The 24,220-nt window shown below is 71.8% G+C and carries 18 protein-coding genes and 2 pseudogenes; 6 read left to right on the top strand and 14 right to left on the bottom strand.

What is annotated here, in order from left to right; genetic code table 11:
* The first annotated feature begins 82 nt into the window (after positions 1–82).
* Positions 83–844, top strand: a complete 762-nt coding sequence (locus ACH4RG_RS06635; RefSeq protein ID WP_397920190.1) for an alpha/beta hydrolase family protein — start codon at positions 83–85, stop codon at positions 842–844.
* Between the two features lie 5 nt (positions 845–849).
* On the opposite strand, the gene ACH4RG_RS06630 is transcribed toward ACH4RG_RS06635, so the two are convergent.
* Positions 850–1,668, bottom strand: coding sequence for a hypothetical protein (locus ACH4RG_RS06630; RefSeq protein ID WP_398539202.1), 819 nt, complete (start codon positions 1,666–1,668; stop codon positions 850–852).
* A gap of 97 nt (positions 1,669–1,765) precedes the next feature.
* Entirely contained in the window at positions 1,766–2,719 is a 954-nt protein-coding gene (locus ACH4RG_RS06625; protein ID WP_397920186.1) for a LysR family transcriptional regulator, read from the bottom strand.
* A gap of 62 nt (positions 2,720–2,781) precedes the next feature.
* Here ACH4RG_RS06625 and ACH4RG_RS06620 point away from each other — a divergent pair, with 62 nt between their 5' ends.
* From ACH4RG_RS06620 to ACH4RG_RS06610, 3 genes and pseudogenes are all read left to right on the top strand, one after another.
* Positions 2,782–4,092: an MFS transporter gene (locus ACH4RG_RS06620; protein WP_397920184.1), complete on the top strand. Its 1,311-nt coding sequence runs from the start codon at positions 2,782–2,784 to the stop codon at positions 4,090–4,092.
* 99 nt (positions 4,093–4,191) lie between these two features.
* On the top strand, positions 4,192–4,908 hold the full coding sequence (locus tag ACH4RG_RS06615; protein ID WP_397920182.1) for a L,D-transpeptidase family protein: 717 nt from the start codon (positions 4,192–4,194) through the stop codon (positions 4,906–4,908).
* Positions 4,909–5,084: 176 nt separating this feature from the next.
* A pseudogene (locus ACH4RG_RS06610) lies at positions 5,085–6,110 on the top strand (sigma-70 family RNA polymerase sigma factor); the annotation flags it as partial.
* 61 nt (positions 6,111–6,171) lie between these two features.
* On the opposite strand, the gene ACH4RG_RS06605 reads toward ACH4RG_RS06610, so the two are convergent.
* On the bottom strand, positions 6,172–6,546 hold the full coding sequence (locus ACH4RG_RS06605; protein WP_397920178.1) for an STAS domain-containing protein: 375 nt from the start codon (positions 6,544–6,546) through the stop codon (positions 6,172–6,174).
* 262 nt (positions 6,547–6,808) lie between these two features.
* Here ACH4RG_RS06605 and ACH4RG_RS06600 point away from each other — a divergent pair, with 262 nt between their 5' ends.
* Positions 6,809–10,099, top strand: a complete 3,291-nt coding sequence (locus ACH4RG_RS06600; protein WP_398539401.1) for a S8 family peptidase — start codon at positions 6,809–6,811, stop codon at positions 10,097–10,099.
* 80 nt (positions 10,100–10,179) lie between these two features.
* On the opposite strand, the pseudogene ACH4RG_RS06595 reads toward ACH4RG_RS06600, so the two are convergent.
* The 8 genes and pseudogenes from ACH4RG_RS06595 to ACH4RG_RS06560 all read right to left on the bottom strand — a co-directional run.
* Positions 10,180–10,338: pseudogene (locus tag ACH4RG_RS06595) on the bottom strand (Uma2 family endonuclease); the annotation flags it as partial.
* Positions 10,339–10,376: 38 nt separating this feature from the next.
* Positions 10,377–11,654, bottom strand: a complete 1,278-nt coding sequence (locus ACH4RG_RS06590; RefSeq protein WP_398539201.1) for a thymidine phosphorylase — start codon at positions 11,652–11,654, stop codon at positions 10,377–10,379.
* 120 nt (positions 11,655–11,774) lie between these two features.
* Entirely contained in the window at positions 11,775–12,203 is a 429-nt protein-coding gene (locus ACH4RG_RS06585) for a cytidine deaminase (protein WP_069752628.1), read from the bottom strand.
* On the bottom strand, positions 12,200–13,465 hold the full coding sequence (locus ACH4RG_RS06580) for an ABC transporter permease (protein WP_397920174.1): 1,266 nt from the start codon (positions 13,463–13,465) through the stop codon (positions 12,200–12,202). Before ACH4RG_RS06580 ends, ACH4RG_RS06585 begins: the two co-directional genes overlap by 4 nt.
* Positions 13,462–14,580, bottom strand: a complete 1,119-nt coding sequence (locus tag ACH4RG_RS06575; protein WP_397920172.1) for an ABC transporter permease — start codon at positions 14,578–14,580, stop codon at positions 13,462–13,464. Before ACH4RG_RS06575 ends, ACH4RG_RS06580 begins: the two co-directional genes overlap by 4 nt.
* Positions 14,577–16,160, bottom strand: a complete 1,584-nt coding sequence (locus ACH4RG_RS06570) for an ABC transporter ATP-binding protein (protein ID WP_397920582.1) — start codon at positions 16,158–16,160, stop codon at positions 14,577–14,579. The genes ACH4RG_RS06575 and ACH4RG_RS06570 overlap by 4 nt, the downstream gene beginning before the upstream one ends.
* Positions 16,161–16,499: 339 nt before the next feature.
* Entirely contained in the window at positions 16,500–17,549 is a 1,050-nt protein-coding gene (locus tag ACH4RG_RS06565; RefSeq protein ID WP_397929748.1) for a BMP family protein, read from the bottom strand.
* Positions 17,550–17,723: 174 nt separating this feature from the next.
* A complete protein-coding gene (locus ACH4RG_RS06560; RefSeq protein WP_397920580.1) occupies positions 17,724–18,959 on the bottom strand; it encodes an amidohydrolase in 1,236 nt (411 codons plus the stop codon).
* 235 nt (positions 18,960–19,194) lie between these two features.
* Between ACH4RG_RS06560 and ACH4RG_RS06555 the strand changes: the two genes are divergently transcribed.
* The gene (locus tag ACH4RG_RS06555; protein WP_398539200.1) at positions 19,195–20,880 is read left to right on the top strand and encodes an FG-GAP repeat domain-containing protein; all 1,686 of its coding nucleotides are present in this window, start codon (positions 19,195–19,197) and stop codon (positions 20,878–20,880) included.
* A gap of 72 nt (positions 20,881–20,952) precedes the next feature.
* Here ACH4RG_RS06555 and ACH4RG_RS06550 read toward each other — a convergent pair whose 3' ends face one another.
* Genes ACH4RG_RS06550 through ACH4RG_RS06540 form a run of 3 tightly spaced genes read right to left on the bottom strand, consistent with a single transcriptional unit; the run spans position 20,953 to position 24,184 of the window.
* The gene (locus tag ACH4RG_RS06550) at positions 20,953–21,987 is read right to left on the bottom strand and encodes a hypothetical protein (protein WP_398539199.1); all 1,035 of its coding nucleotides are present in this window, start codon (positions 21,985–21,987) and stop codon (positions 20,953–20,955) included.
* 10 nt (positions 21,988–21,997) lie between these two features.
* Positions 21,998–22,930: an N-acetylneuraminate synthase family protein gene (locus tag ACH4RG_RS06545; RefSeq protein WP_329356084.1), complete on the bottom strand. Its 933-nt coding sequence runs from the start codon at positions 22,928–22,930 to the stop codon at positions 21,998–22,000.
* Positions 22,931–22,942: 12 nt separating this feature from the next.
* Positions 22,943–24,184 carry a cytidylyltransferase domain-containing protein gene (locus ACH4RG_RS06540; protein ID WP_398539400.1) on the bottom strand — a complete coding sequence of 414 codons (1,242 nt, stop codon included), beginning with the start codon at positions 24,182–24,184 and terminating at the stop codon, positions 22,943–22,945.
* Positions 24,185–24,220 lie beyond the last annotated feature (36 nt).

Below are 24,220 nucleotides of genomic sequence, written 5' to 3'. Positions count from 1 at the left end.
CGCGTAGAGCGCCTGATGTCGATGCGTAACAGTGACCGCGAAGTCGGGTGGAGTACACCTCTCCTTCTGACACTGTTCTGTCATGGGACAGCGCGCACTCTCCTCGCCCGATGCCAGGCTGGGACGGGCCGTTCGGACGGCCGGAACGATGGACGAGGTCAGCGGCGTGGTTCTGCTGCTTCCGGACGGCCGGGCCGACTCGCACCGTCGCCCCTCCCCCCTGGCGTACGTGGCACAGCTGCCGTTCGCCCGTTCCCTGGCCCGCGCCGGGGTGGGCGACGGGCTCGCGGTGCACGTGCTGCGCTACCGCAGCCGGGGCTGGAACGCCGGAGACGCGCATCCCGTCGAGGACGCCGCGTGGGCGGCCGACGAGGTGCAGCGCCGGTACGGCGACGTACCGGTCTGCCTGGCCGGCCACGGGATGGGCGGGCGGGCCGCGCTGCGGGCGGCCGGGCACGGTGCGGTCACCTCGGTCCTGGCGCTGGCCCCGTGGCTGCCGGAGCGGGCGGCGGCCGAGCCGGAGCCGGTGAAGCAACTGGTGGGGCGGCGGGTGCTGATCGTGCACGGCACCAATGACGAGCGCACCGACCCGGAGCTGTCCTACCGGCTGGCCGAGCGGGCGAAGAAGTCCAACCGGGACACCTGTCGCTTCGAAGTCCATTCCGACGGCCATGCGTTGCGCCAGCACCGCTCCGAAGTGACGGCGCTGGCCGCCGACTTCGTACGTGGCTCGCTCTTCGCCCGGTCCTATGCCCGCCCGGTCGCGGACGCGCTCGCCGCACCGCCGCCGCTGGGGCTGCGGATGCCCCTGGCCGCCGGGTTCGGCCGCTCCCTGCGGCACTGAGCGCCTTACGGGGCGGAGACCGTGCCCCGGGCGGTGCGTCCGCGGGCCGGCCGGCGGAGCAGCCACGCCGAGGCCGCCCACAGGGCCGCGCAGCCGGCGGCGGTGGCGAGGAGGGCGAGGGGCAGGCTCTCGACGGTGACCGCGGCCGTGACCGCGACGCCCACCGCCGACGCCGTCGCCACCATCGGCACGGTGACCTGCGCGGCCCGGACGGCCGGGGCGCCGGGCACGCGGCGGCCGTTCCACCAGAACGCGGACCGCACGAAGACGCATCCGACGATCAGCAGGGCCAGCGCCACGGCGAGCCGGACGATCGCGCCGGGGCCCGGCCGGTCGATCGCGTCCTGGCGCGCCTCCCCCGCCACCACCTGGACCGTCCGGCCGCGCCAGGAGGACACGGTGACCCGGTCGCCCGGCGCGAGCTTCTCCCACACCGGCCGCTCGCCCCGCAGCCGGACGTGGAACGGCTCGCTGCCCCGGCCCGGGTCGAGGGTGACCCAGCGGGCGTGGCCCTTGCCCCGGCGGCGGGCCTCCGTGCCGAGCACCGTGGCGGGCCGCTCGGCGAGGCAGTCGCCGTTCTCCGCCGCGGAGCCCCCGAGCTCCGCGCACGGCCGCGCGGCCCGGAAGTCGCGGGCCTCGGAGAGCTGTCCGGGCAGCAGCGCGAAGAGCACCGCCGAGGCCAGCAGCATCACCGAGCCGACCACGGCGGCGAGCACGACGCCCTTCAGGCCTGCGGACGCGGACGCGGACGCGGACGGGTGCGGGGGCAGGGCGGACGGGGCGGGCCGGGAGGGCCCGGTGGAGGACGCACGGTCACGGGTCACCGGGACATTCTCGCTGTCCCGTAGAGAAGGACGAGCGGCCCCCGGGTCGCCGACCGCGCACCGGGCAGGGTGCGGACGCCGCCCGCCGCGTGCCCGCTCAGTCCGGCAGCAGGTGGCCCCGGCGCGAGAGCAGGAAGCGTTTGAAGGCGGCGACCGGCGGGGTGTCGGGGTGGCCGTCCAGCCAGGCGACCCCGATCTCGCGGGCGGCGCGCGGTGCGGTGACCGTCAGCTCGACGACGCCGGGGCGGGCGACCGCGGGCGGCGGCAGCAGGGCCACCCCGAGCCCGGCGGCGACCAGCCCGCGCAGGGTCTCCGCCTCCTCGCCCTCGAAGGCGACCCGGGGTGTGAAGCCCGCCTCCGCGCACAGGTCGTCGGTGATCCGGCGCAGCCCGTAACCGGGCTCCAGGGTGACGAACGTCTCGTCGGCGGCCTCCGCGAGCCGGATGCGCCGGCGGGACGCCAGGCGGTGGTCGTCGGGGACCACGAGGCGCAGCCGCTGTTCGTCGAGGCGGCGGGCGACCAGGTCGGGGGCGTCGGGCACGGGTGAGGTGAGGCAGAGGTCGAGGCCGCCCGCGCGCAGCCGTTCGATCATCGCCTCGCCGTAGTTCTGCACCAGCTGGAAGCGGACCTTGGGGTGGTCGGCCCGGAAGGCGCGGATCAGGGCGGGCACGGTCTCCGAGCCCATGGTGTGCAGGAAGCCGAAGGAGACCCGGCCCGTCGTCGGATCGGCGTCCGCCCGGACCGAGTCGGCGGCCTTCTCCACCTCGGCCAGGGCCCGTTCCGCCGAACCGAGGAAGGTGCGGCCCGCCGGGGTGAGCGAGACGGTGCGGCCCTTGCGGGCGAACAGGGCGACGCCCAGGTCCGCTTCGAGCCGGACCATGGCCCGCGAGAGCGTGGACTGCGGGACGCCCAGCTCGTGTGCGGCGCGGGTCACATGCTCGTGCCGGGCGACCGCCTCGAAGTACGCGAGGCGGGGCGCGAGTACGGCCCGGATGTCTTCTTCGTAACTACTGGGTGACAGCCACGGCCCTGAGCTGCGTTCATGCGCCATGGGATTGATTATCGCAGTTCTGTGCATTGGACGCATGAAACGTCTCGCTCTACTTTCGACGTATGCCTCCCGCCAGTACCGGGGCATCCACCATCGTCGTGGATGCCTCTGCCCCGCAGTCCCCCGTCACCACCACCGCCGCGCCCGCCGCCGCCACCCACGAGCGCCTGGAGCCCGGCCGCCCCGGCTACCGCCGGATGAGTTTCGCCCTCTTCGCCGCCGGTGTCGCGGCCTTCGCGCTCCTCTACTCCACCCAGGCGCTGCTGCCCGCGCTCTCCGCGTCGTTCGACGCGAGCGCCGGGCAGGCGAGCTGGACGGTCTCGGCGGCGACCGGGGCCCTGGCCCTGTTCGTGCTGCCGCTGAGCGCGCTGTCGGAGCGGTTCGGGCGGCGGCAGCTGATGACGGCGTCGCTGGTGATCGCGGTGCTCGTCGGACTGCTGGTGCCCTTCGCCCCCTCGATGGGCGCGCTGATCGCGCTGCGCGCCGTCCAGGGTGCGGCGCTCGCCGGGCTCCCGGCCTCCGCGATGGCGTATCTCGCGGAAGAGGTGCGGCCCAAGGCGCTGATCGCCGCGATCGGACTGTTCGTCGCGGGCAACAGCATCGGCGGTATGAGCGGGCGCATCCTCACCGGGTGGGTCGCCCAGGCCTGGGGCTGGCGCGCCGCGCTCGCGGCGGTCGGGCTGCTCGCGCTGGCGTGCGCCGTCGCCTTCCACTTCCTCATCCCGAAGGCGCGCAACTTCCGTCCCGGTTCGCTGAACCCGAAGGCCCTCGCGAAGACCGTCGCCACGCATCTGGCCGACCCGCTGCTGGTCCGGCTCTACGCGATCGGCGCGCTGTTCATGACGGTGTTCGGCGCGGTCTACACGGTGATCGGCTACCGGCTGGTCGAGGAGCCGTTCAGCCTGCCGCAGGGCGTGATCGGCTCGATCTTCCTGGTCTACCTGGTCGGCACGGTCTCCTCCGCCGCCGCCGGACGCCTGGTGGCCCGCCTCGGTCGCCGGGGCGCGCTCTATCTGGCGGTCTCCACCACGGCGGCCGGGCTGCTGCTCTCGCTGGCCGACCAGTTGGCCACCGTACTGCTGGGCCTGGTGCTGATCACGGCCGGCTTCTTCGCCGGGCACGCGGTCGCCTCGTCGTCGGTGAGCCGCACCGCGACGACGGGCCGGGCACAGGCGTCGGCCCTCTACCAGTCGGCGTACTACCTGGGCTCCAGCGCGGGCGGCACGCTGGGCGCGGTCGCCTTCCACGCCGGGGGCTGGGCGGCGACGGTGGCCCTGGGGCTGCTCGCGGTGCTCGGGGTCGTCTCGATCACCCTGTACGGGACCCGGGTGGCGCGCGCGGAGCGGCGGGCGCTCGTCCCCGCCGCGCACTGAAGCGCAACCGAGACATACCGGCGCGCAACCACCGCACCCCTTCGCACGTCTACCAGGCGTAACCAGCAACGCACTGTGGGTGAAGGGGAGTTGGCGCGCATGCGAGTCACGGCGAAGATATCCGGAAGACCTCTGCGACGAGGGGTGGCCCTGTCCGTCGCCGGACTGGTGGCCGCTCCGGCCCTGGTCCTGGGCACCGGCACCGCCGCCCACGCGGCGTCCTGCACGAAGTCGGTGGGACCGCACCAGAAGCAGGTCGAGAAGTTCCTGAAGCGGCCCGTGGACGGCAAGCAGTCGACGGCCGACTGCAAGGCGATCCAGAAGTTCCAGAAGAAGCACGGGATCACCCCCACCATCGGCTACGCCGGTCCGCTGACCTGGCGCACGATGAACACGATGCTCGCCCAGAAGGCGGCCGGGAAGAACCCCAACAAGGCGAAGAAGTGCCCCACCGACAAGGGGCGCATCGCCTGTGTCGACCTGACGCGGCAGCTGAGCTGGATCCAGGACGGCAAGAAGCTGACGTACGGACCGGTTCCGGTGCGGACCGGCCGGAACGGCGTGGAGACCCGGACCGGGTCCAAGAAGATCTACTGGCGCAACATCAAGCACTGGTCGACCATCTACAAGGTCTGGATGCCGCACTCCCAGTTCTTCGACGGCGGCCAGGCGTTCCACTCGGTCACCAAGTCCATGTACAACCCGCCGGGCTCCGGCGGTTGCGTCAACATGCGCCCCGCCGACGCGAAGGCATACTGGAAACTGCTGAAGAACGGCGACGACGTGTACGTGTACGGGCGCAAGCCCGGGACCTGAGCGACGCGCTCGGCAGGCGGGACGCCTTGAGGGGTGCCGGACGGATCGTGGCCGCGGCCACGGCCGCCGGGCACCCCTTGTCCTCTTTCCGCCCCGGCTGTCAGTGGCCTGCGGTAGCTTCCGACGTACCGGGTGACGGATGCCACAGCGCGGCTGCGCGCGACAGGGGTGGAGCGATGAGCGATCTGACCACGACGACGGCCACAGGAGCGGCGGCGGGCGCCGGGAGCGCCGACGCCCCCGGGATCGACAGCCGTCTGGAAGGGCACCGGATCGAGCTGACGGGATACTGCTACCGGATGCTCGGATCCGCCTTCGAGGCCGAGGACGCGGTGCAGGACACCCTGGTCCGGGCCTGGCGCAACTTCGACAAGTTCGAGGGCCGCTCCTCGCTGCGCTCCTGGCTCTACCGGATCGCCACCAACGTCTGCCTGGACATGCTGAACGCGGGCAACAAGCGGGCCCGCCCGGTCGACCTGACGGGTCCCACACCGCTCGCCCAGGCCGCGCTGAGCCCCCGCCCGGAGAACGTCTGGCTGGAGCCGATGCCCGACGGCCGGATCCTGCCCTCGGTCCAGGACCCGGCGGAGGCGGCCGTGGCGCGCGAGTCGGTGCGCCTGGCGTTCGTCGCCGCCCTCCAGCACCTGCCGCCCAAGCAGCGGGCCGTGCTGATCCTGCGCGAGGTCCTCGCCTGGAAGGCCGCGGAGGTGGCCGAGCTGCTGGAGACCTCCGTCGCCTCGGTCAACAGCGCCCTGCAGCGGGCCCGCGCCACGCTGACCGAGACGGAGGGCCGGGCGGGCGATGTGGCGGACCCCCTCGACGAGGAGCAGCAGAAGCTCCTGGAGCGCTATGTGAAGGCGTTCGAGGGATACGACATGGCCGCCCTGACCGCGCTGCTCCATGAGGACGCGGTGATGACGATGCCGCCGTTCGACCTGTGGCTCCGGGGCACCGGGGACATCACGGGGTTCATGACCTCCATCGGCGCGTCGTGCGCGGGCTCCAAGCTGGTGCCCGTCCTGGCCAACGGCTCCCCCGGCTTCGCGCACTACAAGCCCGCCGAGGACGGGGACGGGTTCGTGCCGTGGGCGGTCCAGGTCATCGACATCCAGGACGGGGCGATCACCGGGATGCACTGCTTCCTGGACGTCCCGCGCTGGTTCCCGCTGTTCGGTCTGGCCGACCGGCTCCCGGCCGACAGCCGTACGCACGCAGGCGCGCGGCCGGGAGCCGTACGGGTCCGGCGCCCGTGCGTGCCCGACGTCAGCGCGGGTCGGGCACCCGCCCCTCCGGGCCCTCGTCCAGGGCCACCACGTCGGCCAGCCCCACCAGGTCCAGCAGCGAGCGGAGTTCGGGGGGCACGCGGCGCAGCCGCAGCGTGCGTCCGGACCGGCGGGCCACGAGCGCGAGGCGGGCCACCGCCTCGACCAGGGTCAGATCGGGCCGGATCACCCCGCCCACATCGCAGTCCACCGCCGCTCCCGGATCAAGGGCAGCCCCGCGCGGGTCGGCGAGGGCGCGCTCCAGCTCGACGCAGAGGCCGGGTACGACGGCGCGGCTGACCCGACCGGTCACGGTCAGGGCGATCGGATTCTCGGTATCCACACCAGGCAGACCGGACCGGCGGGCGAAATTCATCGGCCCCCTCCGGGCGACCCTGCCACGGAGGGGGCCGTTTTGCGACAACTGTGAATTCCTCGCGCCCCTGCCGTGAACCAACACCCCCAGCAGTCCCTCTAGTTCGATGAACCGACGGGCCGCAGCCGCCGTTCCTGCGTCTCTGCGGACCGACGGGACCGAGAAACCATCGAGTTCTCCAGGGGGAGAGTTGCGCAGACACGTGAGAACCGCGCGCATACCGGCGGTCGCCACTGCCGTGGCCGTGGCACTGGCGGCGGGCATGACCTCGTCCGCCGTCGCCCAGCCGGATCCGAGGGGGACGTCCGGCGCCGGCGCCCAGGACCTTGCCCAGGAGAGGGAGCTGCGTCAGCTGACCCTCGTCACCGGCGACCGGGTCACCGTCGACGCCCAGGGCAAGCCGGTCGCCTTCCGGCCCGCGAAGGGCCGGGAGCACATCCCGGTCCAGCGGATGAGCAACAAGGGGCACACACTCGTCATCCCGGCCGACGCCCACCGGCTGATCGTCTCCGGCAAGCTCGACCGGCGGCTGTTCGACGTCACCGAGCTGAGCCGCCCGGAGAACCTCCGGGCCCAGCGCGACGGCCTGAAGCTGATCGTCGGCTACCGGGGCAAGCAGGCCGCCACCGCGAGGGCGCAGGTCCGCGACGCGGGCTCCACCGAGGTGGGCCGGAGCCTGACGTCGCTGAACGCCGAGTCGGTGACCACACCGACCGCCGACGCGCCGGCCATCTGGAAGGCGCTCACCGACCGACGCGCGGGCGGTGAGCGGCTCACCACCGCGGCCGGCATCGACCGGGTCTGGCTGGACGGGGTGCGCCGGGCGAGCCTCGACAAGAGCGTCCCGCGGATCGGCGCCCCGGCGGCGTGGAAGGCCGGATTCACCGGCAAGGGCGTCAAGATCGCGGTCCTGGACACCGGGACGGACGCCACCCACCCCGATCTCAAGGGCCAGATCCTCGCGGAGAAGAACTTCAGCGCCTCCGCCGACACCAAGGACCGGGTCGGCCACGGCACGCACGTGGCGTCGATCGCGGCGGGCACCGGAGCCCGGTCGGGCGGGAAGTTCAAGGGCGTGGCTCCGGACGCCAAGCTGCTCGCGGGCAAGGTGCTCGACGACAACGGCTTCGGCGAGGACTCCGGCATCCTGGCCGGAATGGAGTGGGCGGTCGCCCAGGGCGCCGACATCGTCAACCTGAGCCTCGGTGGGAGGGACACTCCGGAGGTGGACCCTCTGGAAGCCGCGGTCGACAAGCTGTCGGCCGAGAAGGGCGTCCTGTTCGCCATCGCCGCGGGCAACGACGGCGACGGCGCGGGCACGGTGGGCTCGCCCGGCAGCGCGAACGCCGCGCTGACCGTGGGCGCGGTCGACGACCGGGACAAGCTGGCGGACTTCTCCAGCCGGGGCCCGCGGATCGGGGACGGGGCGATCAAGCCCGACGTGACGGCCCCCGGCGTGGACACCACGGCGGCCATCCCGTCCGGATCGCTGATCGCGGATGAGGTGGGGGAGAACCCCGCCGGCTACGCGACGATCTCGGGTACGTCGATGGCCACCCCGCATGTGGCGGGCGCGGCCGCCCTGCTCAAGCAGCAGCACCCCGACTGGGCGTACGCCGAGCTGAAGGGCGCGCTGACCGCGTCCACGAAGCCCGGCGCGTACCACCCGTTCCAGCAGGGTTCCGGCCGGATCGCGGTGGACCGTGCGATCGCCCAGACCGTCGTCGCCGACCCGGTCTCGGTGACCTTCGGGGTGCAGCAGTGGCCGCACGCCGACGACGAGCCGGCCACCGAGAAGGTCACGTACCGCAACCTCGGCACGAGCGACGTCACCCTCGGTCTGAAGGTGGCGGGCGCCGGCCCGACGGGGAAGCCCGCTCCGGCCGGCTTCTTCACGCTCGGCGCGGACGAGGTCACCGTCCCGGCGGGCGGCACGGCGGAGGTCACGCTGACCGCCGACACCCGTCTCGGCGGCACCGCCGACGGTACGTACTCCGCTTACCTGGTGGCCACCGGCGGCGGGCAGACCGTGCGCACGGCCGCCGCGGTCGAGCGTGAGGTGGAGAGCTACGACGTCACGGTCAAGCACCTCGGGCGGGACGGCCGTCCGGCCGCCCACGCGGAGAGCACGCTCTACCGCTTCGGTGCCGGGGAAGGCTACCCCTTCCTGAACCCGGAGGTCGTCGACGGCACGGCGAAGATCCGGGTCCCCAAGGGCACGTACGCGGTCGACTCCATGGTGTACAAGGACCCGGACGACGTCACCAAGGGCGCCGACTGGATCGCCCGACCGAAACTCGCGGTCACCCAGAACACCTCGCTGACGTTCGACGCCCGCAAGGCGAAGCCGGTGAGCGTCACGGTGCCGGACGCGAAGGCGAAGAGCCGGATGTTCTTCCCGGACTACTCGGTGGCGTCGAAGAACGACGCGGTCTCCTTCGGCCGGCTGGTGGATTCGCCGGCCGGCCTCCGCACGCTTCACGTCGGCCCGCGGATCACCGACGGTTCGCTCGCCCAGCACTGGTCGGGCACCTGGACCAAGGGCGCGTCGACCGAGTACGACATCGCGGTCGGCGGCAGGGTCGAGCGGCTCGCGACCGGCTACAGCCGGAAGTTCACCGCCGGACAACTGGCCAAGGTGAAGGTCGCCATGGGCTCGGCCGCGTCGAAGAAGAAGGGCACGGTCACCGCCTTCCCCTACCTGCCCACGCATGACAGCGGCTGGTCCCACGCGTCCGAGCAGAGGCTGCCCGGCACCCGCACGCTGTACGTCTCCACGGCGGACAAGGTGGCGTGGAGCTTCGGCTTCGACCAGCTGGGCCCGGTCGACGCGGAAGGCTGGCCGACGTACGAGGCCGGCTACCAGGTCGGCACGGTGGCGAAGTACAAGGCGGGCAGGACGTACAGGAAGACGGTGAACACCGCGGTGTTCGGCCCGCTGGTGAGCAAGGACCTCGGCATCGTCCGTGAGGGCAACGAGATCACCGGCGCTCTCCCGCTGCTGGCCGACGGCCAGGGCAACGAGGGCGGGATGCCGTTCACGTCGGCCAAGACCGTCCTGTACCGCAACGGCAAGAAGCTCGGCCAGAACGGCGACCCCTTGGTCGGCGGCGAGCCCTTCCGGGTCCCGGCGGGCGCGGCCGACTACAAGCTGACGACCACGGTCCAGCACAGCGCGAGGGTCAACCCGCTCTCCACCCGGGTGGACGCGGCCTGGACGTTCCGCTCGAAGAAGACCTCGTTCACCATGCTGCCCGCCTCCACCGTCCGGTTCACCCCGGCCGTGGGCGCGGACGGCCGGGTCAAGGCGGGCAAGACCGTCCCGGTGCCGGTGAAGGTGCACGGCGCGGCCGCCGGCAAGAACCTGAAGTCACTGAAGACGTACGTCAGTTACAACGGTGGCAAGACCTGGAAGAAGGTCACCGTCAAGAAGGGCAAGATCACCGTCAAGAACCCTGCCAAGGGCAAGGCGATCTCCTTCTCCGCCAAGGTCACCGACAAGAAGGGCAACACCTCGTCGGTGAAGATCTACAGCGCGTACTTCGGCAAGTGACGCGACACGTCCGGTAGTTCACGCTCGAATGACGGCGGCCCGCCGCACGGATCCTCTCCGTGCGGCGGGCCGTACAGGTGTCAGCCGATGGGGAAGACGCCCGTGTCCAGGACCAGTCCGAACGGATCGGGGAGGGTCAGCTTCCGTCCGTACTCGACGGTCTCCAGCACCCGGTACGTACCGCCCTCCGGCTCTCCGTACAGCGTCGCGGTCGGGCGGCCGGAGCGCCCCGGTGGCAGTCCACCGGTCCCGTCCACCCGTATGGGGAATCCGCAGGTCAGGCGATGCGTTCCCGCACCACCGGCAGCGGTGCGAACGATGTGCCGGCCGCGGCGATGTCGTACGCCTCGGGCAGCGCCTTCAGCGCGTAGTCGAACTTCTCATGGGTGTCCGTGTGCAGCGTCATGAGGGGCTGGCCCTCGGTGACGGTGTCGCCGGGCTTGGCGTGCAGCTCGACGCCGGCGCCCGCCTGCACGGGGTCCTCCTTGCGGGCACGGCCCGCGCCGAGGCGCCAGGCGGCGACGCCGACGTCGTAGGCGTCCAGGCGGGTCAGGACGCCGGAGGAGCGCGCGGTCACGATGTGCTGCTCGCGGGCGGTCGGGAGCGTGGCGTCCGGGTCTCCGCCCTGGGCGGAGATCATCCGGCGCCAGACGTCCATGGCGGAGCCGTCGGCGAGGGCCTTCTCCGGGTCGGCGTCCTTGAGCCCGGCGGCGTCCAGCATCTCGCGGGCGAGGGCGAGGGTCAGGTCGACGACGTCCTTCGGGCCGCCACCGGCCAGCACCTCGACGGACTCGCGCACCTCCAGCGCGTTGCCCGCGGTGAGACCGAGCGGGGTGGACATGTCGGTGAGCAGCGCGACCGTGCGCACCCCGCTGTCGGTGCCGAGCGCGACCATGGTGGAGGCCAGTTCGCGGGCGTCCTCGATGGTCTTCATGAAGGCGCCGGAGCCGACCTTGACGTCCAGGACGAGCGCGCCGGTGCCCTCGGCGATCTTCTTGGACATGATCGAGCTGGCGATCAGCGGGATCGCCTCGACGGTGCCGGTGACGTCACGCAGCGCGTACAGCTTCTTGTCGGCGGGGGCCAGCCCGTCACCGGCGGCGCAGATGACCGCGCCGGTGGTGTCGAGGACGTTCAGCATCTCCGCGTTGGAGAGGTGGGCCCGCCAGCCGGGAATGGACTCCAGCTTGTCCAGGGTGCCGCCGGTGTGGCCGAGGCCCCGGCCGCTGAGCTGCGGCACGGCCGCGCCGCAGGCGGCGACCAGCGGGGCGAGCGGCAGGGTGATCTTGTCGCCGACGCCGCCGGTGGAGTGCTTGTCGGTGGTCGGGCGGGACAGCGCGTCGAAGTTCATCCGCTCACCGGAGGCGATCATCGCGGCGGTCCAGCGGGCGATCTCGGTGCGGTTCATCCCGTTGATCAGGATCGCCATGGCGAGGGCGGACATCTGCTCGTCGGCGACCTCGCCGCGGGTGTAGGCGTCGATGACCCAGTCGATCTGCTCGGGGGTCAGCTCGCCTCGGTCCCGCTTGGTGCGGATGACGGAGATGGCGTCCATGGGAATCCTTCCGGCCGGGTGCGTACGCAAGAGTCCTCACTGACTCTACGCGCATAGAGATGAGGGAGGGCGGTGACCCTTCCAGGAAAACGGAAGGGCCACCGCCGAGGAGAACGGGGTTCAGGCGAGGTGCTGCGGGCCGAACGCCTGGGGCAGCATCTCGTCCAGCGTGCGCCGCCCGTCGGGCGTCTCCAGGAGCAGCTCCGGGCCGCCGAACTCGTACAGCAGCTGCCGGCACCTGCCGCACGGCACCAGGATCGCCCCGGTGCCGTCCACGCAGGTGAAGTGGGTCAGCCGGCCGCCGCCGGTGGCGTGGAGCGCGGAGACCAGACCGCACTCGGCGCAGAGCGACAGGCCGTAGCTGGCGTTCTCCACGTTGCAGCCGGTGATCGTGCGGCCGTCGTCCACCCGGGCGGCGACGCCGACCGGGTAGCGCGAGTAGGGGACGTACGCGCGGGACATGGCGTCCCGGGCCGCGACCCGCAGGGCCTCCCAGTCGGCCTCGCCGAAAGCGCCGGAGGACGTGCCACCGGCGGCGGGCGGCGTCACTTGCCCTCGCCCTTGCGGTACGGCACGCCGTCCGCCTTGGGCATCCGCAGCCGTTGCGCGGAGAGCGAGAGGACCAGCAGCGTCGTGACGTACGGGGCGGCGTCGACGAACTGGCTCGGCACCTGGTCGGTCAGGAGGTACCAGGTGAACAGCAGCGCCGAGACGGCCGCCGAGATCACCGCGGCGACGTACTTCTTCCGGTACAGCTGCCAGAACACCGCGATGACCAGCAGGACCGCCAGCAGGAGCAGCATCGCGTGGACGTTCTCCGCGCCGCCGCGCAGCTTGAGGCTGTCGGTGAAGCCGAAGAGCCCGGCGCCGAGCGCCATGCCGCCCGGCATCCAGTTGCCGAAGATCATCGCGGCGAGCCCGATGTAGCCGCGGCCGCCGGTCTGGCCCTCCTGGTAGATGCCCGTGGCGACGATCGCGAGGAACGCGCCGCCGAGGCCCGCCAGACCGCCGGAGACGGTGACGGCGATGTACTTGTACTTGTACACGTTGACGCCGAGGGTCTCGGCGGCCACCGGGGACTCGCCGCAGGAGCGCAGCCGCAGCCCGAACGGGGTGCGCCACAGGATCCACCAGGTGGCGGGGATCAGCAGCAGGGCGACGACGGTCAGCAGGGAGAGTCCGGTCATCAGGCCGCCGAGGATGCCCGCGATGTCGGAGACCAGGAACCAGTGCTGTTGTTGCAGGTCCTGCAACCAGTCCGAGAGCCCTGGGACGGTGATCTTGTCGATCGGATCGATGCGCGGGGACTGCTTGGAGGAGCCGCCCTGGATGCCGTCGAAGGCGAAGTTGGACAGGTAGCGGGTGACGCCGACGGCGAGGATGTTGATGGCCACACCGGAGACGATGTGGTTCACGCCGAAGGTGACGGTGATGACCGCGTGCAGCAGGCCGCCGAGGCAGCCGCCGAGGATGCCGAAGAGGACGCCCACCCACGGGCCCCACTGGAACCCGGCCCAGGCGCCGAACCAGGTGCCCAGGACCATCATGCCTTCGAGGCCGATGTTGACGACGCCCGCGCGCTCGGCCCACAGGCCGCCGAGCCCGGCGAGGCCGATCGGGACGGCCAGTTCCAGGGCGCCGGCGACCTGGCCGACCGAGGTGACGTCGTTGGCGCCGCTGATGAGGCGTACCAGGGAGACCAGGGCGAGCGCGCCCGCGATGATCAGGAGGACGACGGGCAGGGAGAGCTTGCGGCGGCCGCCGCCCTTGGTGGGGGCGACGCGTGCGGCGGTGGCTTTGCTCGTGCTCACAGGGCCGCCTCCTTCTCGGTCTTGATGGCATGGCCGGCGGCGAGCTCCTCGCCGACCTTCTGCTGCTGGCGGCGGATGCCGTACCGGCGGACCAGCTCGTAGGAGACGACGACCGAGATCACGATCAGGCCCTGCATGATCGTGGCGATCTCCTTCTCGTACCCGTACTGGTCGAGCGAGGCCGACGACTTGTCCAGGAAGGCGATCAGCAGGGCGCTGAAGGCGATGCCGAGCGGGTTGTTGCGGCCCAGGAGCGCGATGGTGATGCCGGTGAAGCCGATACCGGTGGGGAAGTCGAGGCTGTAGGTGTGGGTGTCGCCGAGCAGGGTCGGCATACCGGCCAGGCCCGCGACCGCACCGGAGATGAGCATCGAGGTGAGGATCATCTTCTTGGCGTCCACGCCGGACGCCTGGGCGGCGCTCTCGCTGGCGCCGGTGGCGCGCAGGTCGAAGCCGAACCGGGTGCGGTTCAGCACGAACCAGTACAGGAGCCCGCAGCCCGCGGCGACGAACGTGAAGCCGTAGATCTCCCCGGCCTGGTCGCCCATCGGCAGCCCCGGGAACCAGCCGGACTCCGGGATCTCACCGGTGGTCAGGTTGTTGGAGCCGGCCGGCTGCTCGCCGAAGTTCTTCGGCAGGATCAGCCAGGCGACGAGGGCGGTGGCGATCGAGTTGAGCATGATCGTCGAGACGACCTCGCTCACCCCGCGGGTCGTCTTGAGGAAGCCCGCGATGCCCGCCCAGAACGCGCCGACCAGCATCGCGACGACCACGATCAGCGCGATGTGCAGCGGTCCCGGCAGGCTGACGCTCGCGCCGACCAGCGCGGCCATCATGGCGGCGAGGCGGTACTGCCCGTCGACGCCGATGTTGAAGAGGTTCATCCGGAAGCCGACGGCCACGGCGAGTGCGGCGAGGTAGTACGTACCGGCCTGGTTGACGATCAGAACCTGTACGTCGACGTAGCCGGCCGACTCGAACATGATCCGGTACGGCTCGAAGGGGTTCCGGCCGGAGGCGAGCAGCACCACGGTCGTCAGCGCGAGGGCGACGACCAGGGCGAGCACCGGGCCGGCGAAGCCCAGGATCAGCCGGTCCTTGTCGAATTTCTTCATCGGGCCTCGTCCTCCGGGCTTTCGAGGTGCCCGGTGGCGGCGCCGGTCATGGCCGAGCCCAGTTCCTCCGGGGTGATGGTGGCCGGGTCGGCGTCGGCGACCAGTCGGCCGCGGTACATGACGCGCAGGGTGTCGGAGAGCCCGATCAGCTCGTCCAGGTCGGCCGAGATCAGCAGGACGGCAAGACCTTCCCGGCGGGCCTCGCGGATCTGGTCCCAGATCTGCGCCTGCGCGCCGACGTCCACGCCACGGGTGGGGTGGGCGGCGATCAGGAGCTTGGGCGCGTGGCTCATCTCGCGGCCGACGATCAGCTTCTGCTGGTTGCCGCCGGAGAGGGAGGCCGCGGTGACCTCGATGCCGGGGGTGCGCACGTCGTACTCGCGCACGATCCGTTCGGTGTCGGCGCGGGCCGCCTTGTTGTCCAGCAGCCAGCCGCGGCTGTTGGGCTTCTCGGTGACGTGGCCGAGGATGCGGTTCTCCCACAGCGGGGCGTCCAGCAGGACGCCGTGGCGGTGGCGGTCCTCGGGGATGTACCCGATGCCGGCCTCGCGCCGCTTGCGGGTGGGGACGTGTGAGATGTCGTCCTGGTCGAGGGTGATCACCCCGCCGTCCGGGTCGCGCATGCCGATCAGGGCCTCGATCAGCTCGGTCTGCCCGTTGCCCTCGACCCCGGCGATGCCGAGGACCTCGCCCTGGTGGATGGTGAGGTCGATGCCGGCGAGCACGTCGCGGACCGTGCCGTCGGGGTCGGTGACCGTGAGCGCCAGGTCCTGCACGCGCAGCATCGGCACGTCGGTGACGGTGGACTCGCGGGTCTCCGGCGAGGGCAGTTCGCTGCCGACCATCAGCTCGGCGAGCTGCTTGGTGGTGGTGGACGCCGGGTCGGCGGTGCCCACGGTCGTGCCGCGGCGGATCACCGTGATGTCGTCGGCGACGGAGAGCACCTCGCCCAGCTTGTGCGAGATGAAGATGACGGTCAGACCCTCGGCCTTGAGCTCGCGCAGGTTGGCGAAGAGCGCGTCGACCTCCTGCGGCACGAGGACCGCCGTCGGCTCGTCCAGGATCAGGATGCGGGCGCCCCGGTAGAGGACCTTGAGGATCTCCACGCGCTGCCGGTCGGCGACCCCGAGGTCCTCCACGAGCGCGTCGGGCCGGATGCCCAGGCCGTACGCGTCGGAGATCTCCTTGATCTTCTTCCGGGCGCCGGTGCCGATGCCGTACAGCTTCTCGCCGCCCAGGACGACGTTCTCCAGGACGGTGAAGTTGTCGGCGAGCATGAAGTGCTGGTGCACCATGCCGATGCCCCGCTCGATGGCGTCGCCCGGGTTGGAGAACGAGACCTGCTCGCCGTTGATCGCGATGGTGCCCTCGTCCGGCTTCTGCATGCCGTAGAGGATCTTCATCAGGGTGGACTTGCCGGCGCCGTTCTCACCGACGAGGGCATGGACCGTGCCCTTGCCGATCGTGATGTCGATGTCGTGGTTGGCGACGACGCCGGGGAAGCGCTTGGTGATGCCGTGCAGTTCTACGGCAGGGGGACTGCTGGACGCGTTGATGACGCACTCTCCTTGGCCGGACAGGAGCGGGGGCGGAGGGGCTGGGGGGCTCTGAGGGGCGGGGGTGAAGTTATCGCGCCGGAGGGCTGTCTACACGCGTAGCGCTGCCGAATCGTGAAACACAGGTGCACGTCACGGTCCGGACGCGCGGTCCGGACCGGGTGGGAGAGCACTGCGAGAGGCGGATCTTCTTCGGGTGCGAGAGCTCGGGAGGTGCCGCGGGATCTACGCGTTCCGCGGCGGGGAGCCTGCCCGTACGGCCGGGACGGTTCCGCGGCCCCGCCCGTCCACGGGCCGGAGTGCGGCGCGGGGACGGACAGGGCCTTGAGGAAACCAGCTGTACGGCAGGGGCCTCCGAGCTGCTTACGGAGCGGTCTTGACGGTGATCTTGCCGTCGATGATCTCCTGCTTGGCCTTGTCGACCGCCGCGATGACGTCGGTCATCTTGGCGAACGCCGGGTTGGACATCGACAGGCCGACGCCGTCCTTGTCCAGGCCGTAGCGGATCTCACCGGTGGTCGGCTTGCCGTCCTGGACCGACTTGATCAGGTTGAACACCGAGTCCTCGACGTCCTTGGTGACCGAGGTCAGGATGGACTCCTTGTAGGCCGCGAGGCCCTTCTGCTGGTACTGGTCGGAGTCGACGCCGATGTTCCACTTGCCGGCCTTGGAGGCGGCCTCGATGGCACCGGAGCCGGCCAGACCGGCTGCCGAGTAGATCACGTCGGCCTTCTTGTCGAGCTGGCCCTGGGCGGCGGCCTTGCCGAGGTCGGGCTTGGAGAAGCCGTCGAAGTTCGGCGGCTGCGTCAGGTACTGCGGGAGGACCTTGACCGCGGGGTCGGTGTCCTTGGCGCCCTGGATGAAGCCCGCCTCGAACTTCTTGATCAGGGGGGTCTCGACACCGCCGATGAAGCCGATCGTCTTCGTCTTGGTGACCTTGGCGGCGGCGACGCCGGCGAGGTAGGAGCCCTGCTCCTCGTTGAAGACGATGTTGGCGATGTTGTCGCCGGTCACCGAGGCGTCGTCGATGATGCCGAAGGTGGTCTTCGGGAACTTCGGCGCGACCTTCTTGATGGCGGGGGCGTAGGCGAAGCCGACGCCGATCACCGGGTTGTTGCCGGAGCGGGCCAGCTCGGTGAGGCGCTGGACCTTGTCCGCGTCGCCCTCACCGTCGGAGGGCTCGGCCTCGCTGCCCTTGACGTCGAGTTCCTTCTGCGCCTTGTCGAGTCCGGCGTAGGCGGCGTCGTTGAACGACTGGTCGCCACGGCCGCCGATGTCGTAGGCGATGGCGGCCTTTTCGCCGCCCGAGTCGGAACCCGCGTCCGACGACGATTTTCCGCCACAGGCGGTGACACTGAGAGCAAGCGCCGCGGACGCAATGCCCACGGTGGTGATCCTGGTGATCCGGCGCAAGGGAAGGCTCCTTCAAACCTGACCGAAGCGCCTCTTCCGGCGCTGGTTTCGCGGCGATCGTAACGCGCGTAGATGTCAGATAAGAGCACGTACGGAAGCCGTTACCGGATCGTCGTGAACAGAAGGTCTCCCGCGGGTCCACGAACGGCCCACGAAGACCGCGTCAACGCTCCGCTAACGGTTCCCGTCGAACAGGGCCGCGGCGGTGAACAGCTCGACCCCCACGGTGATGGCTTCCTCGTCCACGTCGAAGTTGCCGCGGTGCAGGTCGAGCCCGCGCGTGTCGCCCGGGGTCCGGACGCCGAGGCGGGCCATCGCGCCGGGCACCCGCTCCAGGTACCAGGAGAAGTCCTCGCCGCCCAGGCTCTGCTCGGTGTCCTCGATCGCGTACGATCCGCGGCGCTCGGTCATCGCGGCGTCCAGCAGGCCGATGGACTCGGCGTCGTTCACCACGGGCGGCACCCCGCGCACGTAGTTGATGACGGTCTTGGCCCGGTGCATTCCGGCCACCTCGTCGATGGCGGAGTGCACCAGGTCGGGGGCCGCGCGCCAGGCGTCCAGGTCCAGGCAGCGGACGGTGCCGGAGAGCTCGGCGTGTTGCGGGATGACGTTGGGGGCGTGCCCGGTCTCCAGCCGCCCCCAGGTCAGCGCGAGCCCGGAGCGGGCGTCGACCCGGCGGGCGAGCAGCGCGGGCACGTCGACGGCGATCCGGGCGGCTGCGGTTACCAGGTCGGTGGTCAGGTGCGGCCGTGCGGTGTGCCCGCCGGGCCCGTCGAGGGTGACCTCCAGCCGGTCGCAGGCCGAGGTGATGGCCCCGATCCGCAGCCCGATCCGCCCGACGTCCACCTTCGGGTCGCAGTGCACGCCGATGATCCGCCCGACGCCCTCCAGCACCCCGGACTCGATCGCGTCGACCGCGCCCCCGGGCAGGACCTCCTCGGCGGGCTGGAAGACCAGCCGTACGGCGTGGGGCAGCAGCCCCTCCCGGTGGAGACCGGCGAGCACGAGCCCCGCCCCGAGCACGGTGGTGGTGTGCACGTCGTGCCCGCAGGCGTGCGCCCGGTCGGGCACGGTGGACCGGTAGGGCACGCCCGCCTTGGTGTCCGGGATCGGCAGCGCGTCGATGTCCGCCCGCAACGCCAGCATGGGCGTCACCCCGTCCCACTCCCCCACGTCGCACATGAGCCCGGTCCCGACGGCGAGGACCTTCGGCTTCAGCCCGGCCTTCTCCAGCCGGTCCTTGATGGCCGCGGTGGTGCGGAATTCCTGGTTGCCCAGCTCGGGATGCATGTGCAGATCCCGGCGGAAGGCGATCAGCTCGGCACGCAGTTCGTCGGAGAGCCTGCCGGGCAGCGCACCTCCCCCGGACTGGCCGGCCGGGTCGTGGGGGCGGGAGGCGCGGGACTTCAACTGGTTCACCCTAGGAAGCGTAGGCCCCTTGCCCCCTCAACTGGCCACAGATCAACAAAACTTCAGCCGCTCAGGCGAACGAATTCCGTGTGAGGACGTGTGACGCAGGGTGGTTGCGGGTATACCGGTTCGTCTTGCGGGCCGGGGTCCGCACCCTTGTGGAAAAGGCACAGGACACCACGGCGGGGGCCTCATAGGATCGCGAAGAACTCGTGAACATCCCGTGAGGAGCTCTATGAACAGACGGTCCGACTCCGCCCCGAACAGAGTGAAGAGACGGCTGCGTCACGGCACGCTCCTGGTGGCCGTCGCCGCGTCCCTCGGTACGGTCGCCGCCCTGGCCCCGCCCGCCGCCGCGGCCGCGCCGGGCATCTCCCGTACCGCCGCGTCCGTCGACCGCGCGAGCCTGGCGAACACGCCCCCCGGGATACCGGACCGCCTGGCCACGAGCCCCCCGACCGAGTGCGCGGGCGGATTCATCGGCAACACCTCGACGACCCTCATGGCCCGGGTGGAGGACGCCGAATCGCCCTCGCTCACCGCACAGTTCCAGGTCTTCGACGCCGACGGCACGGGCCCGGTGGCCGAGCGTTCGGTGACCGCCACGGCGGGCGGCATCGCCGCGGCCTCCTCGATCGACCTGCCTTCCGGCGACTACCGCTGGCGGGTCCGTGCGACGGACCCGGCGGGAGCCGCCTCCGCCTGGACCGGTTACTGCGTCTTCTCCGTCGACCGCGTGCGGCCGGACCAGCCACCGACCGTTTCCTCGGAGGAGTTCCCCGACGGGGACGCCGGATGGCCCGCGGAGACCGGGGCCGCCCGCACCCCCGGCACCTTCACCTTCGGCGCCAACGGCGTGGACGACGTCGTCGAGTACGTCTGGTACAGCACCTTCGACGCGCAGCGGCGGAAGGTCTCCGCCTCCCCCGGTGGGACGGCCGAGGTGACGGCCACTCCGCTGACCGGCGGCCCGCACATGATGTACGTCCACAGCCTCGACCGCTCCGGCAACCGCTCGGACACGACCACGTACCGCTTCTACGCCCGGGGCATCACCGCCCCCGACGCCCCCGGCGACCTCAACGGGGACGGCGCCAAGGACATCTGGAGCCTGGACGACCGGGGCGAGCTGCTCACCTACGCGGGCCGGGGCGACGGAACCTTCGCCCCCGCGGCCGGCGCGGGGCTGACCGCGCCCGGGGCCGGCACCACCTACCGGACCGACTGGGACGACGACGGATACGTCGACCTGGTGACGCTGGAGTACAACCCCAACGCGCGGCAGAAACAGCTCTGGGTCCATTCCAACAGCGGCCTGGGAAGGATCGACGGCACCCGGGGCCGACAGCTTCTGACGGTCGACTGCCCGGTCCCGGACGAGGACTACGGCTGTGTGGGCGAGCCCGGCTGGACCGGTGACGACCACTGGGGCGACGCGGAGCAGGTGATCGCGCCCGGCGATCTGAACGGTGACGGCAGGAGTGATCTCCTCGTCCGGGAAGGCGGGCGGCTGTGGATCTACCACGGCATGTACGGGATGCGGCTGGACGTGCCGGTGGCGGTCGGCGGCTCGGACTGGGACGACTTCACCGTCCTCGCGCCCGGCGACCTCGACGGTGACGGCTCTGCCGACCTGTGGCTGCGCTCGAACGCCACCGGCGACCTCTACAGCGTGCGCGGCGGCAGCGGCACGGACGGCGGAGCGGACCCCGCCGGCTGGGGCGACCCCGCCAACCGTGTGCTGATCGGCACCGGTTTCACCGTGGCCGCCCGTCCGGCGCTGGACACGGTCGGCGACCTCGACGGCGACGGTGTCGCCGATCTGCACGGCCGCACGCAGGACGGCACCCTGACGCTGTGGCCGGGCCGCGTGGCGGCGGACGGCGGCTTCGGCTTCGGGCAGGGGCGGGCGATCGGGTGACTCCCCCGGACCGGCCGGGCGTTCCCCCGAGGAACGCCTGACTCCCCCAGGGCCCCCGCCACGGCGGGGGCCCTACGCATGGGCCACCGAAGACAGCCGCTGCACCCCCCGCGCCGTCTCCGTGACCCCGCTCAGGAAACCCTGGGCGCGGGGCGAGGCGGTGGTGCGGAGCCATTCCGGGGCGATGTCGCAGACCGCGACGTTCACGCCCGTGCCGGCCAGGGCCAGCGGGAGGGTGTGGACGACCGTGGAGGGGAAGCTGACGATCGTGCGGCCGATGGGGCCGCGGCGGGCGATGAGTTCGAGCGGGAGGTCCGGGCGGACGATCTCCAGGCCGGTGGCGGCTTCCAGGGCGTGGAGCTTCTCGGCGGACTCGCGGCGGTGGGCGAAGTAGCGGGTGGCTCCGTGGGTGCGGGCCAGGGCCGTGACCGCCTCCTGGTACGGGACGGGGTCGACGACGCCCGTCTCGACCAGGGAGGTGCCGACCAGGTCAGCGCCCCTGCCGATGCTGGGCGGACCGAAGCGGGCGCGGGTCCAGGCGAAGGTGTTCGGGGTGACCACGATGCCGGGCGGAGCCTCGACCGGCATCGCGGTGAACACCTCGACCGTGTGGTCCGCCGTCGGGGTGAAGCGGCGGCGGGCCGTCGCCGTGACCGGGGCCAGGACCAGTTCGCGCGGTCCTGTGCGGCCCCGTCGGTGCCAGCGGGTGAGGCGCTCGCCCCGGGCCAGCTGGGCGACGAACTCCATGGTGGCCGTGCCGTCGTCGACCACCGTGAGGCGGTCGGCGCGGACGAGGGTCAGCAGGAGCTGCACATAGCGGGAGAACGGGTCGCCGATCACTATGTGGTCCGCGCGCCGGACCAGGCCGGCCAGGGCGCGCAGGGCCTTCAGGGGCGCGCCGGACTCGCCGCGCGCCTCCTGCCAACGGACCGCGATGCCCTCGTCGCGGGCCAGCTCCGCCATCCGGCGCAGCTGACCGCGCGACATCGGGTCGACCGGGGGGAGGACGACGACCGTGGTGGCGGCCGGATCGTCTCCCCCCTGGGTGTGCACCCACTCCAGGACGTTCAGGAGCTGGACCGGGCTCTCGACGAAGGCGAGGTTCACCGGTCGGCGCTCAGACCGCGACCGGCTCGGGGGCCGGCGCGTTCTCGGTCTCGGCGACGACGCCCGCGACCCGGCGGAGCTTCTTCATCGGGCCGAGCTCGGACTCGTACACCTTCTTGACGCCGTCGCCGAGCGACTGCTCGATGGTGCGGATGTCGCGGACCAGGCGGGTCAGGCCCTGCGGCTCGACGGAGGCGGCCTGGTCGGAGCCCCACATGGCGCGGTCCAGGGTGATGTGGCGCTCGACGAACGTGGCGCCGAGCGCGACGGCCGCGAGAGTGGTCTGGAGGCCGGTCTCGTGGCCGGAGTAGCCGATCGGGACGTTCGGGAACTCCTGCTGGAGGGTGTTGATGACCCGCAGGTTCAGCTCCTCGGCCTTCGCCGGGTACGTGGAAGTGGCGTGGCAGAGCAGGATGTTGTCGCTGCCGAGGACCTCGACCGCGTGGCGGATCTGCTTCGGGGTCGACATGCCGGTGGAGAGGATGACCGTGCGGCCGGTGGCGCGCAGGGCGCGCAGCAGCTCGTCGTCGGTGAGGGAGGCGGAGGCCACCTTGTGGGCGGGGACGTCGAACTTCTCCAGGAAGGCGACGGCCTCGGTGTCCCACGGGGAGGCGAACCAGTCGATGCCGCGCTTGGCGCAGTGCTCGGCGATGGCGGTGTACTCGGCCTCGCCGAACTCGACGCGGTGGCGGTAGTCGATGTACGTCATCCGGCCCCAGGGGGTGTCGCGCTCGATGTCCCACTGGTCGCGCGGGGTGCAGATCTCAGGGGTGCGCTTCTGGAACTTGACGGCGTCGCAGCCGGCTTCGGCGGCCGCGTCGATCAGCGCGATGGCGTTGTCGAGGTCGCCGTTGTGGTTGATGCCGATCTCGCCCGTGATGTAGACGGGGTTGCCGGGGCCGGCGGTGCGGGTGCCGAAGGTGCGCAGGCGGGAGGTGCTCATGGTGGTGCTTCCTTACTCGGTGGGGACTGTGGGGACAGAGGGAGTGGTGGTGAGGGTGGGGCCCAGCAGCCAGGCCGCGATCTCGCGGATGGCGCCGTGGCCCCCGGGGGTGGTCGTGACGGCGCGCGCCGCGGCGCGTACCGAGTCGTGGGCGCTAGCGACGGCGACGGGCCAGCCGGCGAGCGAGAAGCAGGGCAGGTCGTTGACGTCGTTGCCGACGTAGAGGACCCGCTCGGGGGCGATGGACTGCTCGTCGCACCACCGCTTCAGCGCCTCGTCCTTGCGGTCGATGCCGTGCAGGACGGGGATCTTGAGCTTGCGGGCCCTGGCCGCGACGACCGGGTTCTGCTCGGTGGAGAGGATCAGCAGGGGCACCCCGGCCTTGCGCAGCGCGGCGATGCCCAGGCCGTCGCCCCGGTGCACGGCGACCATCTCGCGGCCGTCGGAGTCGATCATGACCCGGTCGTCGGTCTGGGTGCCGTCGAAGTCCAGGACGACCGCGTCCACGTCCGCGAGGGAGGGCAGCGGGGAAGGGTCCAGGAGCGGGGCGAGCGCGCGGGCGCGGGCCAGGTCGTGCGGGTCGTCGATCTCCAGCACCCGCGCCGGGTCGGTGGGCACGAGGGCGGTGTGGCCGAAGAAGCGGTGGCGGTGGGTGCGGAAGCCCGCCGCGTCCATCGCGTAGGCGGCGCCTGTCTCCAGGTGGTCCTGGGGGCGGTCCTGGCGGCGGGGGCGTACGGACTTGTCGTGGTTGACGCCGTACGTTCCCTCCTCGACGGCGTGCCCGTCGCGCCAGACGAAGCCGTGGAACGGGGCGACCGTGACGGCCGTGTCCGCGCCCTGGTGGGCCACCGCCCTGGCGACGCCGTCGATGTCCTCGCGGGAGACGAACGGGCTGGTGCACTGGACGAGGAGGACGACGTCGACGCTCCGGGCGCGCTCGGCCTCGTAGACGTCCATCGCGTGCAGCACGGCCGCTTCGCTGGTGGCCGTGTCGCCCGCGATGGCGGCGGGGCGCTCGACGACGTGCAGCCGGTGGGCGGCCCGCAGGTCGACGGCGGCGGTGCGGGCGGCCTCGGCGATCGCCCCGTCGTCGGTGGTGACGACGACGTCGGTGACCTCGGGGGCGGCGAGCGCGGCGCGGACGGCGCGGGCGACCAGGGGGATGCCGCCGACCTCGGCGAGGTTCTTGGCGGGGACGCCCTTGGATCCGCCGCGGGCGGGGATCACGGCGAGGACGGTCGGGGGCGGTTGCATCGTTGTCCCTGGGGTCATGGTGGCTGCTCCTGGAGT

The sequence above is a fragment of the Streptomyces sp. NPDC021019 genome (assembly GCF_044333295.1).
Lineage (GTDB): Bacteria > Actinomycetota > Actinomycetes > Streptomycetales > Streptomycetaceae > Streptomyces.
This window is presented reverse-complemented; position numbering and strand designations above follow the sequence as displayed.